Source organism: Rossellomorea sp. SC111, assembly GCF_024733565.1.
Taxonomy (GTDB): Bacteria; Bacillota; Bacilli; order Bacillales; family Bacillaceae_B; genus Rossellomorea.
This window is the reverse complement of record NZ_JANIOC010000010.1, coordinates 109,262-128,882: the sequence shown is the minus strand read 5'-3', so window position 1 is coordinate 128,882 and position 19,621 is coordinate 109,262. Positions and strand designations below refer to the sequence as shown.

Here is a 19,621-nt window from a genome sequence, read left to right as displayed (position 1 = left end):
TTGTCCTCATTTATTAACACTATATGAGGGTCTGGAAGAAAATATGACCTATGATTCAAAAAAGAATCCGGTCCATGGACCGGATTCTTTTCATCTTTATTTATGAAAGGTTGGTTTATAGAACGAACGGTTGTCGAGTGCAAATACTCTCTCCGTATACTCTCCCGGCTTCACCCGCTCAAGTGCCCGATCAAGCATGTTCATCTTTGCGTCGACATTATCGATGTAGTGAAGGATTTCAGCTTCCCGGATCAGGGGTGGCTTAGGACTTCCCCACTCGGCTTTCCCGTGATGACTCAATACGAGATGTTGAAGGATCATGACCTCTTCGCCTTCGATTCCCAGTTCATCCGCCGCCTTCCCGATTTCATTCACCATGATCGAAATGTGCCCGATCAAATTCCCTTCAATCGTGTACGTTGTCGAGGTAGGACCCGACAGCTCGATGACTTTCCCTAAATCGTGAAGGATCACACCGGCATAGAGAAGATCCGAATCCAGAGAAGGATACAGTCCGGCAATGGCTTTCGAAAGATCCAGCATCGAGACCACATGATAGGCGAGTCCTGATACGAATTCATGATGATTCTTCGTAGCTGCCGGATATTCAAGGAATGGCTTTTGATATTTCTTGATCAGGTGCCTTGTGATGCGCTGGATGTTCGGGTTTCTCATTTCAAAGATATACTGTGTAATCTTGCTTGTCATCTCATCTATGCTCACCGGTGCCGTTTCAAGGAAGTCTGAAATGGCAAAGCCATCCGCAGGGGAAGCTGGCCGGATTTGTTTGATCTTTAGCTGATTCTTTCCACGGTAGCTGTGTATGTCCCCCACAACCCTCACAATCGTTTCAGGCTGGTATGCCTTCTCATCCTGCTCAGAAGCATCCCAGAGCTTCGCTTCCATATCTCCGCTCTTATCCTGCAGAATCAGCGTGAGAAACGGTTTTCCTGTATTTGTGGTACCTTTGATCATTTGCTTGATCAATAATGGCAAGTCGATCGTCTCACCTACGCTAAATTGTGTAATACCTGACATCTCTTCTCCTCCGTTCCTAAATAAAAGTAGTTTCAGTATATCATATTTTTGTACTCAAGAAGTCCGGGTCGCTTCCTTCCTCTTTAACACAATCGTCTCTTCATCCGCAAACGATTGTTTGATATGGGGGTGGCAGGTAAAGAATAACACTTGATGGTCCCTTGCCACTTTCCTTAGGAGCGAAAGAAATGCCTTTGTCCTGGCCAGGTCAAAGTTGACTACCCCATCATCTATCAAAACAGGCAAAGGATATTTATCACCGATTGATTGAATGAGGGCAAAGCGAATCGAAATAAAAAGCTGCTCTTTCGTACCTTGACTTAGTTCGATTGCATGAAAGATGGTCCCATCCTTCCTCTCAACCTTGATCATTTCATCCTCCAGCAAGAAAATGCGTTGATAATGCCCTTCTGTCAGTTCCCTGAAGTTTTCTTCTGCTAGCTCAATGACTTTCGGCATTTTGGTTTTCTGATATAGTTCCATAGTTCTCTTTAAGGAGACTTCTGCCAATGTATATTTAGACCATTCGAAGGCTAGCTCTGCCACCTCGGCTTTTTTACTTTGGAATTCTTGAAGGAGGGTCGAATAGCTCTTTCCTTCCTCTAACGTTTTGATTTCATACGAAAGGGAGGCCAGTTCTTTTTGCTGAGCGGACATCTCCTTTGACAACTCATCGATGGATTGTAAGACCCGGGTCGATTCCCTCTTACTTTCTTCCAACGATGGAAACTCAAGGAACGTATCAAGGGTTTTTTGGGTCAATCTCGTTTTCATCCCCCTATATTGAGTCCAGAGTTCGTTACGATCCTGAACCTTCAGAGCCTTCTCCCGGAATTCCATTTCCCCGGAGCAGCCAGTTATATCAATAAGGTCATGCATATCATGACGGATTTTCTCAACTTCTATGGAATGTTTTTCGATATCCAAGTATAATGGCTCTAACTCTGCAGCAATATTTTCGACTACCAGCTGACGTTTCTCCAGATCCTGCATCATCCTTTTCAATTGAAGGAGTCCTTCCTCCACCGTCGTGAACAAGAGGGAATGACGGTGAAACCAATCCCGGCATTCTTCAGTGAATTCCTTCACTTTCTCCCCTGAATAAGCCTCTTCATCGGATAGATGAGTATACCTTTCATAGGAAGAAACTAATTCTTTCATCTTGGCAAATGCATCACGCAGCCACTTCCAATGAAAATCGGAAGGTAAGTATAACTCCTTTTTCAGGCGTTCTATCCTTCCCTCTCCCTGGACGATTGCTTTCTCAAGCTCTTCCTTTCTCCCATGAAGCTTCTGGATTTTCAGTTCCTGTTCTTCCAACGATAGGACCCGCTGCTTCCACTCGTTACGAAATTCCATTTGTTCCAACAGGCTTTGTTCTGCTGTATCCAGAGTCCCGCTTTTCTCCGGTTGAATTTCTTTGGCTCTTGCCTTGAGCTTTTGGAGGGTGAGGGTTTCTTTCCTGACATTCTTCCTCGATTGAAAGATGGTTCCACCGATAGCCATCAGAAACAGCAAGCTCAGACCTGCCATGATCCAATTGCCGGAGAACATCCCCCATAAACCGAATCCCATTGCAATCAAGAGTGCTCCACCACTGATAAGCATCTGATACGAATAGGAAGCTTTTTTTCGACTATAGTTTTCCTCTGCCTCCTTTACTTGCAGATTCATCCATTCCATCTGCTCCATCGTAGAATGCCTGCCGGTGAGAGCTTTGACCTTTCGTTGTAATTCTTGATATTCATCCTCTTCCATTAATCGTTTTTCTAAGTTTTCGCATTTTTTTTCGATGGCTTGAAGTTCTTCCATTTCCTCTTCTTGAAGCTTATCCAGGCTTTCCCGTTCGTGAAGGAGTTTGGTCTGATGGTCCAAAGCCTGTTGGATGTTTTCAGACATCATCAGGCTTGTGTTCAATGTCGGGATATTTTCCATGTCAATCTGCAGTCCCAATTCCCTGATTGTGTCGTTGATTTTACTTTGGACAATTCTCAATTCTCTGCTTCGTTCCCTGCTCTCTTCTTTCCATTTCAGATAAGAGGATTGCTGGGACAATAGTTTCTCCATATACGGAATGTCTTCCTTTAATGTAAGGTCCTGATCGTTTGATTCCAACTTTTCTTGTAGATTCTTTTGCTTGCTCTTCAGGGTCTCAAGATAGGCTGACGTTTGTCTTTCTTCGATTTTCAGCTCGTTCATTCTTTCTAATCCGTTTGGAGGGAAATCGAGGTCATTCAGCCGGGAGAGGCGTGTTTCCACATCATAAAATTGGACAAGTGTCTCCCAATTTTCATTTACGGAAACAAGATTTTCTCTCTTTTCAGAAAGAAGCTCCTTTTCCCTCTCCATGGCTGATATATCCGACTCCAGTGATCTGCGTCTCTCTATGAGGGGCAGGTACTGATCGTTTTTCTCCTTCCCTTCCTTTACTTGTTTTTCAAGGTCTTTCAGTTGGGAAATGACTACATTGATCTTCGGTTTTCTCCCTGATTTCTTAAACAGCAATTCCCTTTCTTTCTGCCAGTCCTGCGAAAGCTTCATTAGAAGGTCCGTCCCTGTTGAACCCGCTGTGAATAAATACTGGTTCAGCTCCTCTTTTTTGAGTCGTTGGATGTTTTGAAGGCCATCCAGGTTGAATGAGAAGATGTTTTGATAGGTGGACCGGTCCATTTTCCCCAACATTTGTTGGAGGGTTTCTTCTCCCTCCACACTTCCATCTTCAAATTGGACAGTTACGTCTCCTGCAGCCTTCCCTTTGATCCGCTCGATGCTCACAATCCCTTGCACGTCCATTTGACAAAGGATTTTCCCACCATACTCGGTCGATGATTTCGGTACGTACCTCAACAAAGATTGCTGTTTCGTAGGAAAACCGAATAGAATGCTATGAATGAAGGACATGATCGTCGATTTACCCGCTTCATTTTCTCCATAGAATAATTGAAGATCGCTAAGTGTATAACGCTTGTTCTCAAGCTTCCCATATCCGTAAATATGAAGTTCCATCAGCTTCAATTTCTTTCACCACCATTTTTCAGTAAGTGCTTTGTTTCTTCTATCAGATCGTTCTTCTCTTCGTCCTCCAAAGGTTCAAGAAATCGGTAGATCGACGGATGTTCATACAGGTCTGCCAGGACTTCTTTCCACTCTTCCCCTTCCAAGCTTTCAATGGTTGAAATCACATCCTGTAGAAAGGGATCATGTTCCTTTAACACTGTGGTGCCGGGAGACCGGCGTATGGAGTGTACCCATTTCAATTTCCCATGATCTTCAATATCGGATTGCAGTGCCTCCAGGAGATCACCATTTTCAACCTTGCTCATCATATCTTCAGGGAGTGAATCTTCATCGGTTAGGACGATTTCAATCAAGCTATCTTCACTTATGGTTTCCATCGCCTGTTGGATCCGCTGAAACACCTCTCCAAACCTCCCTATACCATGCAGGTGTACATCGCATGTTTCCCATATCAAATCATGGGTGGGAATGAACGTCAGCTCTGTCTGATGCTCACCAAGTATGACTTCATAGCACCCCTTCGCACCGGTCTCCTTTCGATGCCTGCCCTGGATATTTCCGGGATAGACGATAAAGGGCTCTTCATGCAAAATCCGGCGTTGATGAATATGCCCGAGTGCCCAGTAATGGTAATTCTTCTCCAATAATTCATTTATCGTAAAAGGGGCATACGTTTCATGAGAAGAATGCATGCTCCCTTCACTTCCATGCAGGATTCCGATTGTATAACGCTCTGCCGCTCCTTTAGGATATTCCCCGATCCTTCTTTCCCGGATATGCCTTGTTCCATAGCTGAATCCTACAATATCAACAGGGGTACCATTCTTTGTAGTAAGCTGTTTCACTTCAGTTTTCTCGTTGAAAATATGTATGTTATCCGGCATATCCAGTTCTAATCTACGGCTGCTGAGATGATCATGATTTCCGTGAACGACGTAGACAGGGATATCATGTGAATGAAGTATTTGAAATTGTTTCACTAACTTTGCCTGCGCCCTGATGCTTCGGTCTTCTTCATCAAACAAATCCCCACTGAGAATTATAAAGTCGACTTCTCTTCCTATTGCTTCTTTCACCACTTTTTCAAAGGAAGCAAAGGTACTATTATGTATTCGTTCGAATACTTCTTTTGGTAAATGCTTCAGTCCTGTAAACGGACTGTCTAAATGCAAGTCTGCTACATGAAAAAACCGTATGTTCTCCATGAAGTCCCCTCCTCTAACACTACGAATATACGTTCTGATATTCATTCATTATATCCTAAAACCGGAGAAGTTTTCAGTATGTATTCTCAAATTATCCGATTCATGATAAAAAGGCTGCCCCTTTAAAGGTGACAGCCTTCCACTTATTTCTTTGATGTTAAATCGATTGCTTTCTTAATATCTTTATATGAATTGGACTTCCCGTATAGAAGCACCCCTCCTCGATAGACACGCGCACCGAAAACTCCAAGAAGAGTGATGGACACAAGCAGGACGAGTATCCCGATGACCGGCTCATACACAGGCAGGTTCAGCATCCCGACACGCAGGAACATGACCATCGGTGTGAAAAATGGAATGTAAGATGTTACCGTCACAAAGCCCGATTCCGGACTCCCGAGGCCAAACATGGATATGAAGAATCCGATCATGATCAGGAAGGTCATCGGCATGATCATCTGCTGGACATCTTCAATTCTGCTCACAAGTGAACCAAGTAGCGCTGCCAGGGTTGCATACAGGAAATAACCGAGCAGAAAGAAGATGACAGCATAAATGATGACACTGAGTGATAGGGATTCAAATCCGAATCCTTCAAAGAAGCCCCCTACCAGTTCATCCTTCTTACGAATCAGGGTAAAATAACCTACACCAAGGATGACGGCTAATTGAGTCAAGCCAACGAGACCGATTCCAATGATTTTGGCAAACATTTGTTTCACCGGTGACACACTTGATATGAGGATTTCCATGACCCTGGAGCTTTTCTCGGTGGCGACCTCCATCGCCGTCATATTGGCATAGGCAATCACCGAGAAATAGATAAAGAATAATAAGACGTAAACAATGCCCCTCGCCTGACTAAGTTCTTCTTCAGACTTCGCCCCCTCAAGGAGTGCTTCTTTCTCGAATTCAACGGGGGCACTTAACAAGGAGAGCTCCTCCCCGGACAAATTCAGTTTACTCGAAGCAAGGGACGATTTTACATTTTGCAAGGCTGCCTGCAATTCCCCGGTCACGGCGGACTCTGATAATGAGTTCGATTTATACAGAGCCTGTGGGAGGCCATCACTGTTTTCACTTAATACCAGTAAGCCTTTAAATTCTTCTGACTCTATTTTTTTCTCGATCTCCTTTGTTGATTCCGAAGCAGACTCTAATTGAATCTCACTATTCATCGTCTCCAGCTGCTGCAGGAGCGGTTCATATAATTTGCCCGTTTCATCCTGTACCGCTACCCTGCTCCCTTCATCATCTGTGAAACTCGAAATGACGCTGTCGAAATTGGCCAGTAGGACAAGTGCAGCGGCAATGATGACGGTGGATATGATAAAAGACTTAGCTTTCAATTTTGACATATAGGAATGACCGAGGATCAAGAAGAAATTATTCATAAGAAGTTCCCACCTTTTCTATAAATATATCGTTCAGTGAAGGTTCCTCCAGCTCGAATTTGCGCAGGAAGCCCTTTTGGACGACATCATGGAATACCCCTTGAGCGGCAGCCTCGGATTCCACCTGAAGCAGGACTCCTTCCGTCGTTTCCTTAAGCTTTGTCACTCCCTGCATGTCCTTTAAGTAAGTAAGATCAAAGTCTGCATGGATCACGACATTCTTCTTTCCAAAGGAACGTTTGATTTCCTTCAGTCCGCCATGTACCACTGGACGACCTTTATGCATGATGCATAAGCTTTCACAGAGCTCCTCTACATGCTCCATCCGGTGACTTGAGAACACGATGGTCGTTCCATTCTTTTTGATTTCCCTTACGGCGTCCTTCAATAGCTCCACATTCACGGGATCAAGACCGCTGAATGGTTCATCGAGGATTAATAGTTTCGGCTTATGAATGACCGATGCGATGAATTGAATTTTTTGCTGATTCCCCTTTGAGAGTTCCTCCACTTTTTTATTGAGGTATTGAGGAACATTGAATCGCTTCAGCCAATAATCCAATTCTTGCAGGATCGTCTTCTTCTCCATCCCCCGGAGGCGTGCCAAATAGACGATTTGATCACTTACCTTCATTTTCGGATATAGTCCTCTTTCTTCAGGGAGATACCCGATTTCCGGACTGGTGGTATAATCAATCCCCTTTCCGTCCCACGTGATCCTGCCTTCTGTTGCATCCAATAATCCTAACACCATTCGAAAGGTCGTCGTCTTTCCGGCTCCATTCGCTCCAAGGAACCCGAACATTTCACTTGGGGGAATGTCGAGTGACAGCTGATCTACCGCTGTGAAATCCCCAAACCTTTTGGTCACCTGTTGTAATTTCAAACTCATCTTTCGCTTTCCCTCCTGTTGCCCATTATTGAAATCCTTCATTCTTATCTCTCTAGTACTCTACGATTCTATCCATAAAAGGTTTCATTTTCCAGTGTTTTTTCATTATCAAACTATTTAGACTTCCAAAAAAAATGATAATATGAAAAAATAAAGAAGAACATCATTTTAAGAAAAAAGGGGTATTACATAATGAAGGTATATAAACTGACGGTATTTGAGCATGACGGAAAAAAGATCCTGGATGAATCATTCGAGGCATCGTCTGACAGCGAAGCGAAGAAAATGGGAGAAACAATGCTTGAGGAAAAAGGCTATGCTGAACATACGCATCGCTGTACGTCCCCACTTGGGAAACTCTTGTTGTTTCATGTGTAGGATTACTTCTTGCATTACAGACTTCGATGGCTGTAATGCATTTTTTTTGCGCATGTTCAAAAAGGGAACCAACCCTTTAAGGCTGATTCCCTTTATCGATTCATTATTCACCCTTGAATTCAGGTCTTCTCTTTTCCACAAATGCACGAATGCCTTCCTGGTGATCGGAGGTTTGGCGCATTAGCCACTGGCCTTCCTTCTCAAGATCGAGTGCATGCTGCAATCTTTCTTTGTTCAACTCAACATATACTTCTTTCGTTTTCAGCATAGCTTTCGTTGGAGCACTTAATACCTGTTTTGTATAGCGTTCTATGCCTTCCTCCAATTTCCCTGAAGGAATGGCTTCATCGACAAGTCCTTTCATTAGGGCTTCCTGTCCTTCAAATACTTTTCCATTCCAGATCAAACGTTTTGCCTTATGCGTCCCCAGTCGTTCCTGAAGGAGGAAATGACTTCCTCCATCCGGTATCAAAGCGATTCCGATAAAGTTCATGGCGAGCTTACTATCTTCTTCACAAAGAATATAATCAGAAGCCAGGGCGAGGCTCAACCCAAGCCCCGCCGCTGCCCCGTGAATGCCTGTCAGGACCACTTTCGGCATGGAGTACAAGGTCATCACAAGTTCACTGATCGTATCCATGATACGTGAAAACTGATCCTCTCCACTTAATGACAGCATGGACTTAATATCTCCCCCGGAGGAAAATCCCTTACCCTCCCCTGTCAGGATCAATAATGAAATCGATGGATCATTTTTCACTTCCTTCAAAGCAGCCAGCAACTCTTCCATAAGCCGGGCATCCAATGCGTTCAGGGATTGCGGCCGGTTCAAGTGAACCCTCGCCACCTTCCCATCCTTATGTAATTTTACTGTTTCATATTGGTTTGACACTGTCAAAAAAACCCCTCCCCTTTCTATTAGCATAGCGCAGAATGATTATTTAGAAAAGTACAATAATTCAAAATGGAAATCGACATAGAGCCGATCTCCCGCCTCAATTAAATTTGTTTCATCCGATCCTGCACCTGATCCCTGAGAGCCCTCTTCAAGAATTTCCCAACAGAGGTTTTCGGGATTTCATCCAGGAACAGTATCTCATCCGGCAGCCACCATTTTGCAAACTGTGGCTTAAGGAAGTCCATGATTTCTTCTTTGGTCACATTTCCTTTTCCCGATTCCTTTAAGACGACACAGGCAATCGGACGTTCCTGCCACTCCTCATGGGGAACGGCCACCACAGCGGCTTCAAAGATATGTTCATGGGCCATGAGGGCATTTTCAAGATCTACGGAAGAAATCCATTCCCCGCCCGATTTGATCAGGTCCTTCGTACGATCGACGATCTTGATATATCCCTCTTCATCAATGGTGACGACATCCCCTGTATACAGCCAGCCATCCCTGAACGCATCCTTGGTGCGATCATCTTCATAATACTCTGAAGCAATCCATGGACCCCTTAAGGCAAGCTCCCCCATTTCAATTCCATCCCATGCCACTTCCCCGTCTTTCCCGACGATTTTCATATCTAATCCGGGTACAAGGATCCCCTGCTTCGCTTTCAAGTCGAGCTTCTCTTCGGCAGAAAGTTCGTCATGATAGCTTTTTGATGCAGCGATCACAGCGAGTGGGCTCGTTTCGGTCATTCCATAGGCATGCATGAACGGGATGCCGAACTTTTCTTCAAATGTTCTGATCATCCCTTTAGGGGCTGCTGATCCCCCACAAAGAACGGAACGGAGGCTTGAAAGATCATACTCATTCTTCTCCAATTCATTGAGTAACCCAAGCCAAATCGTCGGTACCCCTGCGGAAATGGTCACTTTCTCATCCTGCATGAGCCCTGCAAGCAGGCCAGGGGTGAAATAAGGTCCCGGCAGAACCTGCTTACTCCCGAACCAGACCGACGCAAACGGTAGTCCCCAGGCGTTCACATGGAACATCGGCACCACCGGCAATGCAACGTCCCTTTCACTGACGCCTGTCGTATCAGCCAGTCCAAGTGCCATTGCATGGAGTACGATTCCCCGATGGGAATAAATGACTCCTTTGGGGTTTCCGGTCGTGGCGGACGTGTAACACATTCCCGCAGGGGCATTTTCATCAATGTCGTTACGAAATTGGAACGATGGATCTCCTTCTTCCAACAATCTTTCATAATGATACACAGGCTCAAGAGTCGTTTCAGGCAACTCTCCATCGGTCATGACAATGAAGGCTTTAACCGTCGGGATCTGGTCCTTGACCTTTTCAATGAGCGGGACGATGTCCGGGTCGATGAGCAATACTTGATCCCTGGCATGATTGATGATGTAAACGATATGTTGGGGCGATAAGCGGATATTGATCGTATGTAGTACGGCTCCGCTGCATGGAATCGCAAAGTACGCTTCCAGATGACGGTGATGATTCCATGCAAGTGTACCGACTTTGTCCCCTTCTTCGATACCGAGTTTGGATAGGGAGCTTGCCAGCCTCCGCGTTCTTTCGGCCCACTGTTTGTATGTGAAGCGGTTGATACCGGATTCCGTCCGGGATACGATTTCTTTCTTAGGGAAATATTTTTCGGCTCGTTCAATCATTTGTGTCAATAGCAGAGGTGTTTGCATCATATTCGATCTCTCCCCTCAATATAGTAAGCGTTTACAAAAAATGTCTGATTCTCTATGTCTATCTTACTAATTCTCCTTTCATGATGATTTATCCTTTAAGCATGGGTTGAAATATTCCTGTAATGAACTAGGAAACGAAAGTCATTATAATAAAAAGTTCTTTTCACAAAGATTGTTGTTTTCTTACATAGGCACTGCCAAGGCTCTGTCTATGTGTGAGTGCGATAGATGGTGATGGGAACGGCTTCGCTTTCCGGCGGACGAACGGCCAAGCCTCCTCAGCTTAGCCGAACGGGGTCTCGGCACGCACGTTTTTCCGCAAGAGTCTACGCCGTTCCCCTCACCATCTTGAAGAGATACCGTGACAGAGCTTACTAGCAAAAAAATTAATAAATTTGGATCTTACTATTAGCTACTTGTGGCCACTGGACAAGAAAGATGTTTTCTGGAGGTGTATGCTAGTTGATTGGAGCGGAAGTTGCTCGACTCCTGCGGGAAACGCTGGACAGTACGAAAAGCGCAGGCGGCTCGCACAGACCCGACAAGCATAAGATGAAGGGGCCGGGAAGGCGCACTTTGCCTTCTTGGACTATTCATCTTATGACCTCGAGGGGCTGGCCGACGGAGCTGGACAGGTGCCCCGCAGGCGAAGCCGAGGAGGCTCACCGCCAGCCCCGCGGAAAGCGAGCACCTGCAGCGGAAATCAACCACCACTCGCTACCATAAGTAGCAACAAGCTTTACAAAAAGAGCATGATAAAAAAACACGCCACTCATGAAGCGGCGTGTATCTTTTTATGAAAACAAATCATTCAAAATCTTGATTTTCTTCTCTGTATATTCTTTGAACCCAAGGTTATAGGCATTCGGTTCTTTCGGATTGGCGAAATGCGTGATTTTTCCTGTCTTTGGATCGATGAATTTGCTTGCCGCCCCGCAACCGATACCGATGATGGTTTGGACTTCTTCCATGATCATGATGTTATAGATGCTGTCTTGCTCAGGAAGGGCGTATCCCACATTTTCCAGGTTGCCGAGAATGTTTTTTTGACGGTATAGATAGTACGGCCCATATCCATGCTCCTTGGTCCATTCTTCCGCAAGATTCATCATCTTCCCGATCTCAACCCGATCCGCCACTTTGTACTTGTCCTTGTTCTTCGTCATTTCAGACGCCCGCTTAAAGGACAAGGTGTGAACCGTCAATGATTCCGGCATAAGCTTCTCTGTTTCGTCCAAAGAATGCTGAAGTTCAGGAAGCTCCTCGCCTGGAAGACCAATGATGAGGTCCATATTGATGTTGTTCATTCCCATGCCACGGGATAAATGAAACTTATCAATCGTTTCTTCCACTGTATGATGACGCCCGATCGCTTTTAAGGTTTCCTGGGTGTACGATTGAGGATTGATGGAGATCCGGTCGATGTTCCATTTATTGAGCACTTCGAGTTTATCCTCGGATATCGTATCCGGTCTCCCTGCTTCCACTGTCACTTCCCTTACCTTGTCGACATCCGGGAAGGAACGGTACATCTCTTCATACAGGGCATCCATTTCTTCGGCTGTGATGGATGTTGGTGTACCCCCGCCGTAATAGATGGTCGTAATCTTGATATTATTTTCCTTCATCCAGCGTCCCATTTCCTGAATTTCGTAGTGAAGTCCCGCAAGGAAGGAATCCACCCTCCCTTGTTTACCGAGAATCGCATAGGCAGGAAATGTACAATAAGCACATTTGGTCGGACAAAAGGGAATGCCGATATAAATGCTCACTTCATGCTGTAGATCATAGAGATCCGGTACAACGGATAATTGACGGTCGACGATGTTTTGCATCAGCTCAATCTTTTCATCCGTGATCAGGTATTCTTTTTTTAATTTCTCATGAATCTCTTGTTTAGGCAATCCAAGCTGGGTTTGCTTATGAATGAGTTTCGTGGGACGGATTCCCGTCAAGATGCCCCATTTCTGTCTGATCCCCGTCAAATCTTGAAGAACATTCAAATACACATGGGAAACAGCCGTTTTCAGCTGTTTGAACCGTTCTTTCTCATTTTCATAAGGCACCCAGTCATGCTCATAGCGCGCCGTGTATGATTGTTCTTGTTCTCTTGAGGGAGTTAATACAGCTTCTGCCTCTATCTTGTCTTCTGAAGAAAGTTCTATATGGACTTGAAGGTCGGCCTCATCACAATCACCGAAGTGAATGGCAGACTCTTCAAAGAATAAATTCGCTATCAATCGCAGGGGACGTTCAAAACGCTCATCCTCGATTCCTTTTATCAAAACATTCACGTTCTAATCACCTTTCATAAAACTAATAAGCTTTTATAAGTGTACAGAAAGGGGTGGAAATGGTCAATGGTCCGAAACCTCCCAACAAAATAACACCCCGTATTCCTGTTGGAAAAACGGGGTGTTCCTATGGTTACGATTTTATGATGTTCATTTTTTTCAAGAATGGGATGGGATGTTGTTTACGGAATAACTCAGTGACAAAGTACGGAATCCCTTTTTCAACCTGACTGCGTGTGATCCAGTCCGCTGCTTCCCGCACTTGACGCGGTGCATCGCCCATGGCGACACCGAGGCCCGAGCACTCCATGGAATCGATGTCATCGATCCCGGATCCGACCATCACGATTTGATGCTTCTTCACTCCGAGACGCTCAGACAGATACATCAATCCCCGGAGCTTTGAAACACCCCTTGGCACGATATCCAATTTATAGTCAGACGTCGGGATCGCGTCCACTTCTTCATACATTCCTTTTAGCGAAGCGACAACGTCCAACACGTCTTCCTTGTGCTCCATTACAACCGAAATCTTCGGTACAGACATCGGATTCTCCAACAGGTGATGACTGACCCGGTCCACAAACTGTTTGCTGTATAGTAATTTCGATTCTTTTTGCCACGAGACCCTTGCCATCTCACGTGCCTGGGTACTGGTCTTGCCTACGATGGACCGCTTTTCATGGGACAAGTGTACCTGGCATGAAAAGCCTTCAAGGAATTGAGAGATTTCATAGGTAATGTCTTCCGCAATTTTTTTCACGTACATCGGTTTCTCAAGCTCGCCTGCGATATAGGCACCGCTGTGTGTAACAATCGGACTTTCAAGCTTCAGGGCTTTGGCTACTTTCTTGGCTGATGCAAAACTCCGGCTAGTAACCAATGTGACCGGAACCCCTTTATCTTGAACGTACTCAATTGCTTCCTTCGTTTCCTTCGCAATTTTTCCGTTTTCATTTACAATCGTGCCATCAATATTCAAAGCCAGCATTCGATAGATCATCATTGGTGTCCCCCCTATATGTTGTCTACTCCCTTTCTCTACTTTTATGAAGGATGGGAGACAAATATGACAAGGAGGATAGGAAATGATGACTATTCGTTGGGAATGGGGAGATGGAGCGTTGAGGAGTTCGATTGGAGAATGTATATGTTTTGCTCGGGATGATGATTGCGTCATTTTACAATAAAAGGAAAAACCACTCCAACCCCGTTCAGTAGCCCAACAAAAAAAGACCGACTCCCCATCAGGAAGTCGGTCCCTACTCATCACGATTATTTTTGCATAGAACCGTAAAGTTCTTCAAGCGGCTTCATGATGACTTTGTTTAAGTCATTGATCACCATGCTCATGCGTTGCTCAGCTTCCATAAGCTTCGCAATCTTTTCATGCTGTTGAACAAGTTGAGCCGTTTTTTGAGCCTGCTCCACTTCTTCCTGAGAAATTTCTTCACCGCTCATTTGTTTTTGTTGAAGAGTCATTTGAATGTTTCTGAAGTTTTCAAACATCTTGCTAGCAGATTCGTCATTGTTTACTTCATCATACATTTTCTTCAGTTGCAGGAATTCATCGCTCTGACGCAATGCGCTTTCCAGTTCGTTCGCTTGATCGTATAAGTTAATAGCCAAAATACGTACCTCCTAAAATTTCATTCTCCTTCACTATAACAAACAATAGGGTGGATTTCTAGGAAGGACCCTTATCAGGATATCATAAGGGCGATCATTCCCTGAATGATCCCGATCACGCCGCCGAGCAAAGCCCCGAGATAGGTGATCATTTTGAATTCACGCCGCGAAATGCCGAGGACAAGTTCTTCCAACCTCCCGACAGAGAAGGATTCCACCTGCTCTTGAACGATTTGTTGCAGGTGCATCTTCTCCATGAGGTTCGGAATCTTCTTGGATAAGAGGTCCGTCCCTCTATCCACCCATTTCGGCAGTTGTTTGTCGAAAAAGGAATGCTTGTGCGGCTCGAGCCAAGACTTGAGCGGCTTGGAGAGGTGACCGTCGATGTTGACGAGCTTGACCAGGGAGGTTTGGGCCGTCCTGATCAAGTCTTCTTCCGGCAATCTGTCGATGAATTCTTCCAGCTTCATTTGTTTCAGCTTCGACCACTCTTTGGACAAGAGGTTAAAGAGGATCTCCTGTGTGCCTTCATGCTTGATGAACTTGACGATTTCCGGCTGCACTTTATCCGCAACCGACGTGTTACCAAGGAACATACCCAGCATGTTCCCGAGCATGCCGCGTTCTTTCAGGAAATCATCGATCATGATCTTCACTTTCATCTTTCCTTCCGGGCTTGTGAAATACGTTTCAGCCCTGTTGGCAATGAAGTCGACAAGCTTCGGGATCCTTTCTGAAACCTTTTCCTGCCACTTCTCAGGAAGTGCCTCTTCCAGTTTCATAGAAGTATAGGACGTCTTTGCATCCTTAATTTTTACTGCGATCCAGTCCTCAAGCCATTCATTGAGTCGATCGGAGGAAATGGGGATTTGAAGGGTCTCGAGCCACTCATTCACCGTTCTATCGGATGTGAATACCGGTTGTAATTCTTCGGATAGCCAAATGGTCACATCCTTTTGGAAGTCCTCATTCATCACTTTCTTCTGAAGGCTTTCAGGGGTGATTAAGTGGTCCACCACCATCTTCCCGAGTTGTTCCGCCAATTCCTCCCGGCGTTTCGGGATCAGTCCCGGTGTAAATGGAACTTTGAATTTTCCGATATAGTATGCCCGATAAGGCCTGAATAACATTTTTATTGCGAGTGAATTGGTGACTCCCCCAATAAGGGCACCAACGATTACCATGAATAATACCAGGATGAAAGCATCTAGCATGAGTGCACCTTCCTTTTCTACTTCTCTCGTTTGAACATTTTGCCTATGTTTACATAGAATGCTATATCAACATTAGCCCAATAAATTATTATAAAGTCAATCTAACGGGTTATGCAAACGGGGAATGTCGGATGAAGATAAAATGTTCATTTATTTCGCATCAACATAATAAGGAGCATCATCATTTATATATTCCAGGAAAATGGATGGACCGCTTCCCTTTTCAACGATATATGACGTTGAAATGTGGCAGCTCCCTTCTTGACGTTACATGCGTGGAAACAAAAACGGATTCTTTACAGATTATGTTGGATACATCAGATTCATTATTCGCATCCATCCCGCCACTACAAAATATATGGATTTCCATCGACACCAGGAATGCCTTGATCCATATGGGACCGGTTGTGGCACTCTTACTCAATCAATCTTCCCTGGGTACCATCCATTCACACTCTTTAAAAGAATATTTTACAGAGTGTGTGGAATGGTTTCAACGAAAAGGTGGATTTTTCTACCTGCTCCCCCTTTCCTCCTTCGTCGGGAATAAAACGGAAGGTGTTTATTATAACGGGAACGATTGGGAAACCTGGCCTCTACCTGCTCCCCATGTACTATACAATCGATGTCACTCACGAAAGACCGAGAGATCACCTTCCTTTCAAAAGGCTCTTGGCCACTCACTGGTCCGAGGCATTCAGGTTTTCAATTCTGGTTTTTTGTCCAAAGACCAGGTCTACAACGCATTAAAAGACAGTCCCGTCCTCTCTCCTCACCTGCCCGAAACCGTAAAGGGACTACATCCCTTGGAGAAGATGCTTACTTTATATCACGATGTTTTCGTCAAAGGGATAAATGGGAGTAAAGGACGCTATATCATGAGGATCCAAAAAAGAGACGATGGATATTACATGCAGCAGAATTCATTTTCTCCTGAGAATCCTCTCACTTTCCCGACCTACCCTGCTCTGTACAAACAGCTTAAGGCCTGGTGCAATAACTCTTATCTGGTTCAGGAGACGATCCACTTTCTTACAGTCGAAGGACAGCCTTTGGACTTTCGATTTCTTTGTCACCAGAACCGCGATGAAGACTGGGGGCTGGTCTCATCGGTTGCGAGAATTGCTTCTCAAGATCAATTCGTGGCAAATGTCGACCAGGGCGGCCGGATCGAAAAGCCCCTCGTAGTCTTGCAAACTATTTTTTCTCCAAATGAGAGCGTCGCTATCATGAAAGAAATGAAAGAATTATGTATACACGCTTCAAAGCTTCTAGCCGATAGCATCGAAGGCAATTTCGCAGAGTTTGGCATCGATATTGGAATTGATAAGTCGGGGAAACCATGGCTGATCGAGGTGAATTCCAAGCCCTCTAAACGAACCTACTTAGAGAACGACAGAATCCGTCCTTCGGTTAAAGCGCTTTATGAATTTAGTTTTGCCAAATGGATTAAATAAGGAGGAACTTACACGATGAATCACTCACTGGGCATCATGACCCTTACACCAGATGTGACAAACGAATACTTTCTCGAAATCGCAAAGCAGTCCATTTCCTATCCAATTGATCTTTACCTGCTTTCCCCACAGGGGATATCTCCTCTAAACGAAACCGTGGAAGGTTTTTATTTTGACAGGGTGACGGGGGAATGGGAAAAAGATGCCTTTGAAATCCCGGAGTACATCTATGACAGAACATATTATCAGAAGGATATGAAATCCAGGCAGGCGAGAGCCGTCGTTCAATGGTTAAAAAACCAGAAGCATATTCGTTTCCTTGGTTACGGATTACCAAACAAATGGCATCTATATGAAAAGCTGAAACAGACCTCCCTCGCCCCCTATATCCCTGTAACCTCCTTAGTATCCGATGGAAAACATTTATTAAATCTTCTCATCAAACATAAAGATATAATAATCAAACCTGTCGACGGGGCTCATGGTAATGCCGTTTATCATCTCGTTGCACATCCACATGGAATTGTGGTTCGCACCACCAAAAAGCAAGGAATCATAGAGCAATCATTTGCAAATGAAGATGTCTTTCTAAAATGGGTTGATCACATGCTCAAGCTTAACACGTTCATTTGTCAAAAAAGGCTGCCAAACCTGACGAAAGGAAATGCCCCTTTTGATATGCGCATTCTTATGAATAAAGATCGCAAGGGACAATGGAGGGAATTTCAACGTGCAATCCGTAAAGGGGAGGAGAATGGAATCCTGACGAATATCAGCCGCGGTGCTTCCTATCTTTCCTACAGGGAGTGGAAAGATAAACACGATTCGCATGCATGGGATTTTATCGACGAGGAACTCACATCCATTTTGGAAGAAGTCCCTATACTTCTCGAAAATCATTTTTCTCCTCTTTTTGAAATTGGGATCGACCTCATTATCGGGGATGATCATTCCCTATGGATCCTGGATATGAACTCTAAGCCCGGGCATAAGGTAGTGGATGCATTACATCCCGGGAAACTATCAACATTATATCAGGCACCGTTAGATTATTGTGACTTTCTATCCTCACAATCTCTTTCATCCTTAAGGCGAGGTGATTTCTAATGCTTCATGCATATAAAGTCGAATACTTCCAAGATGAAGAAAGCATCCTCTACCTTCCGTCTGGATTCAAAACCGAGGAGGACATCCTTCCACATACTGTGATACTTGGAACCAGAAGACAACCTGCCACCTGCAGGCGCCATCCAAATGGCCGGAATGTAATGGGGATCAGTACAGGTTTGCAAGAAAAGCTGCACCTTCCTTCAAAAGTGGATTCCCTCTCCCTTTATTATAAAGATAAATGTTTACACGCAGGAGTACTGATTGGAATATTCACTGCCGGTTTCACAAGTTTCCGATTAAGTCCCATCGGCCAACGATCCCACTTTTTCAAAAAGCTGTTATCGGTTCAATCTTCCTTGGGAGTCATCCCATTTGTATTTGGTGAACGTCATATTGATTGGGAAAATGGACTCATAAAAGGATTTTTTCATTTTGGGGAAGGCTGGGAAATCGAAGAAATCCCTTTCCCGAATGTGATCTACGACAGACTTCCGAACAGGCAGAGTGAAAAACGGAAAACATATCAGGGACTGAAGGAGAGATTGGAAAGAGAGTACGGAATTCCGTGGTATAATCCAGGGTTCTTCAATAAACTCGACCTTTTCGAGAGATTGGAAAATGATCGCACTGTTCAACACTTCCTTCCAGAAACCAGACCATTCCAATCATTTGAGGAAATGGAACGAATGCTTTCAGCCTATAACCATATTTATTTGAAGCCGAAAAACGGAAGTCTCGGGAACGGAATACACAAAATCACGTTTAACCGGTCCACAGAAGAGTATTATTGCCGTTTCAGAGACGGAGATCAGAAGAACCGTTTACTTAAGTTTAAATCACTGGAACAGCTGGCCAATAACGTGTTCAAAAACAGGAACCTGGACTCCTTTGTCGTCCAGCAGGGAATCTCCTTACTGAAAGAGAATAGTCGCCCCATCGACTTCCGGGTCCATACGAATAAAGACGAAGAAGGCAACTGGCAAGTCAGTGCAATGGCGGGAAAAGTGGCCGGAGCAGGAAGTGTGACAACACATGCGAACAATGGTGGAGAAGTGAGGATCCTTTCAGAACTGTTCCCGGATGAAAGTGAAAGACAGACCATTGAAGAGGCTTTAAAGGATGCGGCTTTATTGCTGTCACATGCCATTGAGGGGAATCTTGAAGGATTCATCGGTGAAATAGGCTTCGACTTCGGTGTGGACGATAAACATCGCATTTGGATGTTTGAAGCAAACTCAAAACCTGGCAGATCGATATTCTCACATCCTGACTTAAAAAGATTTGATTTATTAACAAGGAAACTCGCCTTATCATTTGGGATTTTCCTCACTCATCAAAGCCTGGATCATCCCGAGGAAATGATTCCGTGATTATCCTTT

The 19,621-nt window shown here is 44.6% G+C and carries 15 protein-coding genes; 4 read left to right on the top strand and 11 right to left on the bottom strand.

Annotated features, from left to right (window positions below):
• Positions 1-96 precede the first annotated feature (96 nt).
• From yhaM to NQ095_RS14430, 5 genes are all read right to left on the bottom strand, one after another.
• Entirely contained in the window at positions 97-1,038 is a 942-nt protein-coding gene (gene yhaM, locus NQ095_RS14450; RefSeq protein ID WP_258264166.1) for a 3'-5' exoribonuclease YhaM, read from the bottom strand.
• A gap of 54 nt (positions 1,039-1,092) precedes the next feature.
• Positions 1,093-4,044, bottom strand: a complete 2,952-nt coding sequence (locus NQ095_RS14445) for an ATP-binding protein (protein WP_258264243.1) — start codon at positions 4,042-4,044, stop codon at positions 1,093-1,095.
• Between the two features lie 5 nt (positions 4,045-4,049).
• Positions 4,050-5,261 (bottom strand): metallophosphoesterase family protein, encoded by a 1,212-nt coding sequence (locus tag NQ095_RS14440; RefSeq protein WP_258264165.1) that lies wholly within the window; start codon positions 5,259-5,261, stop codon positions 4,050-4,052.
• Positions 5,262-5,404: 143 nt separating this feature from the next.
• Positions 5,405-6,655 carry an ABC transporter permease gene (locus NQ095_RS14435; RefSeq protein ID WP_258264164.1) on the bottom strand — a complete coding sequence of 417 codons (1,251 nt, stop codon included), beginning with the start codon at positions 6,653-6,655 and terminating at the stop codon, positions 5,405-5,407.
• Positions 6,648-7,547, bottom strand: a complete 900-nt coding sequence (locus NQ095_RS14430; RefSeq protein WP_258264163.1) for an ABC transporter ATP-binding protein — start codon at positions 7,545-7,547, stop codon at positions 6,648-6,650. Before NQ095_RS14430 ends, NQ095_RS14435 begins: the two co-directional genes overlap by 8 nt.
• Positions 7,548-7,739: 192 nt before the next feature.
• Here NQ095_RS14430 and NQ095_RS14425 point away from each other — a divergent pair, with 192 nt between their 5' ends.
• The gene (locus NQ095_RS14425; protein ID WP_258264162.1) at positions 7,740-7,925 is read left to right on the top strand and encodes a YhzD family protein; all 186 of its coding nucleotides are present in this window, start codon (positions 7,740-7,742) and stop codon (positions 7,923-7,925) included.
• Between the two features lie 103 nt (positions 7,926-8,028).
• Here NQ095_RS14425 and NQ095_RS14420 read toward each other — a convergent pair whose 3' ends face one another.
• From NQ095_RS14420 to NQ095_RS14395, 6 genes are all read right to left on the bottom strand, one after another.
• The gene (locus NQ095_RS14420; protein ID WP_258264161.1) at positions 8,029-8,823 is read right to left on the bottom strand and encodes an enoyl-CoA hydratase; all 795 of its coding nucleotides are present in this window, start codon (positions 8,821-8,823) and stop codon (positions 8,029-8,031) included.
• A 101-nt stretch (positions 8,824-8,924) separates the two neighbouring features.
• Positions 8,925-10,538: a long-chain fatty acid--CoA ligase gene (locus NQ095_RS14415; RefSeq protein ID WP_258264160.1), complete on the bottom strand. Its 1,614-nt coding sequence runs from the start codon at positions 10,536-10,538 to the stop codon at positions 8,925-8,927.
• 794 nt (positions 10,539-11,332) lie between these two features.
• Complete coding sequence (locus tag NQ095_RS14410; protein ID WP_258264159.1) at positions 11,333-12,832, bottom strand: coproporphyrinogen III oxidase; 1,500 nt, start codon at positions 12,830-12,832, stop codon at positions 11,333-11,335.
• A 133-nt stretch (positions 12,833-12,965) separates the two neighbouring features.
• A complete protein-coding gene (locus NQ095_RS14405; protein WP_309137647.1) occupies positions 12,966-13,838 on the bottom strand; it encodes a Cof-type HAD-IIB family hydrolase in 873 nt (290 codons plus the stop codon).
• 269 nt (positions 13,839-14,107) lie between these two features.
• Positions 14,108-14,461, bottom strand: coding sequence for a YlbF/YmcA family competence regulator (locus NQ095_RS14400; RefSeq protein ID WP_258264158.1), 354 nt, complete (start codon positions 14,459-14,461; stop codon positions 14,108-14,110).
• Positions 14,462-14,535: 74 nt separating this feature from the next.
• Complete coding sequence (locus NQ095_RS14395) at positions 14,536-15,675, bottom strand: DUF445 domain-containing protein (RefSeq protein ID WP_258264157.1); 1,140 nt, start codon at positions 15,673-15,675, stop codon at positions 14,536-14,538.
• Positions 15,676-15,908: 233 nt separating this feature from the next.
• On the opposite strand from NQ095_RS14395, the gene NQ095_RS14390 reads away from it, so the two are divergent.
• Genes NQ095_RS14390 through NQ095_RS14380 form a run of 3 tightly spaced genes read left to right on the top strand, consistent with a single transcriptional unit; the run spans position 15,909 to position 19,612 of the window.
• The gene (locus tag NQ095_RS14390) at positions 15,909-17,132 is read left to right on the top strand and encodes a YheC/YheD family endospore coat-associated protein (protein WP_258264156.1); all 1,224 of its coding nucleotides are present in this window, start codon (positions 15,909-15,911) and stop codon (positions 17,130-17,132) included.
• 15 nt (positions 17,133-17,147) lie between these two features.
• Positions 17,148-18,239: a YheC/YheD family endospore coat-associated protein gene (locus tag NQ095_RS14385; RefSeq protein WP_258264155.1), complete on the top strand. Its 1,092-nt coding sequence runs from the start codon at positions 17,148-17,150 to the stop codon at positions 18,237-18,239.
• On the top strand, positions 18,239-19,612 hold the full coding sequence (locus NQ095_RS14380; RefSeq protein WP_258264154.1) for a YheC/YheD family endospore coat-associated protein: 1,374 nt from the start codon (positions 18,239-18,241) through the stop codon (positions 19,610-19,612). Before NQ095_RS14385 ends, NQ095_RS14380 begins: the two co-directional genes overlap by 1 nt.
• Positions 19,613-19,621 lie beyond the last annotated feature (9 nt).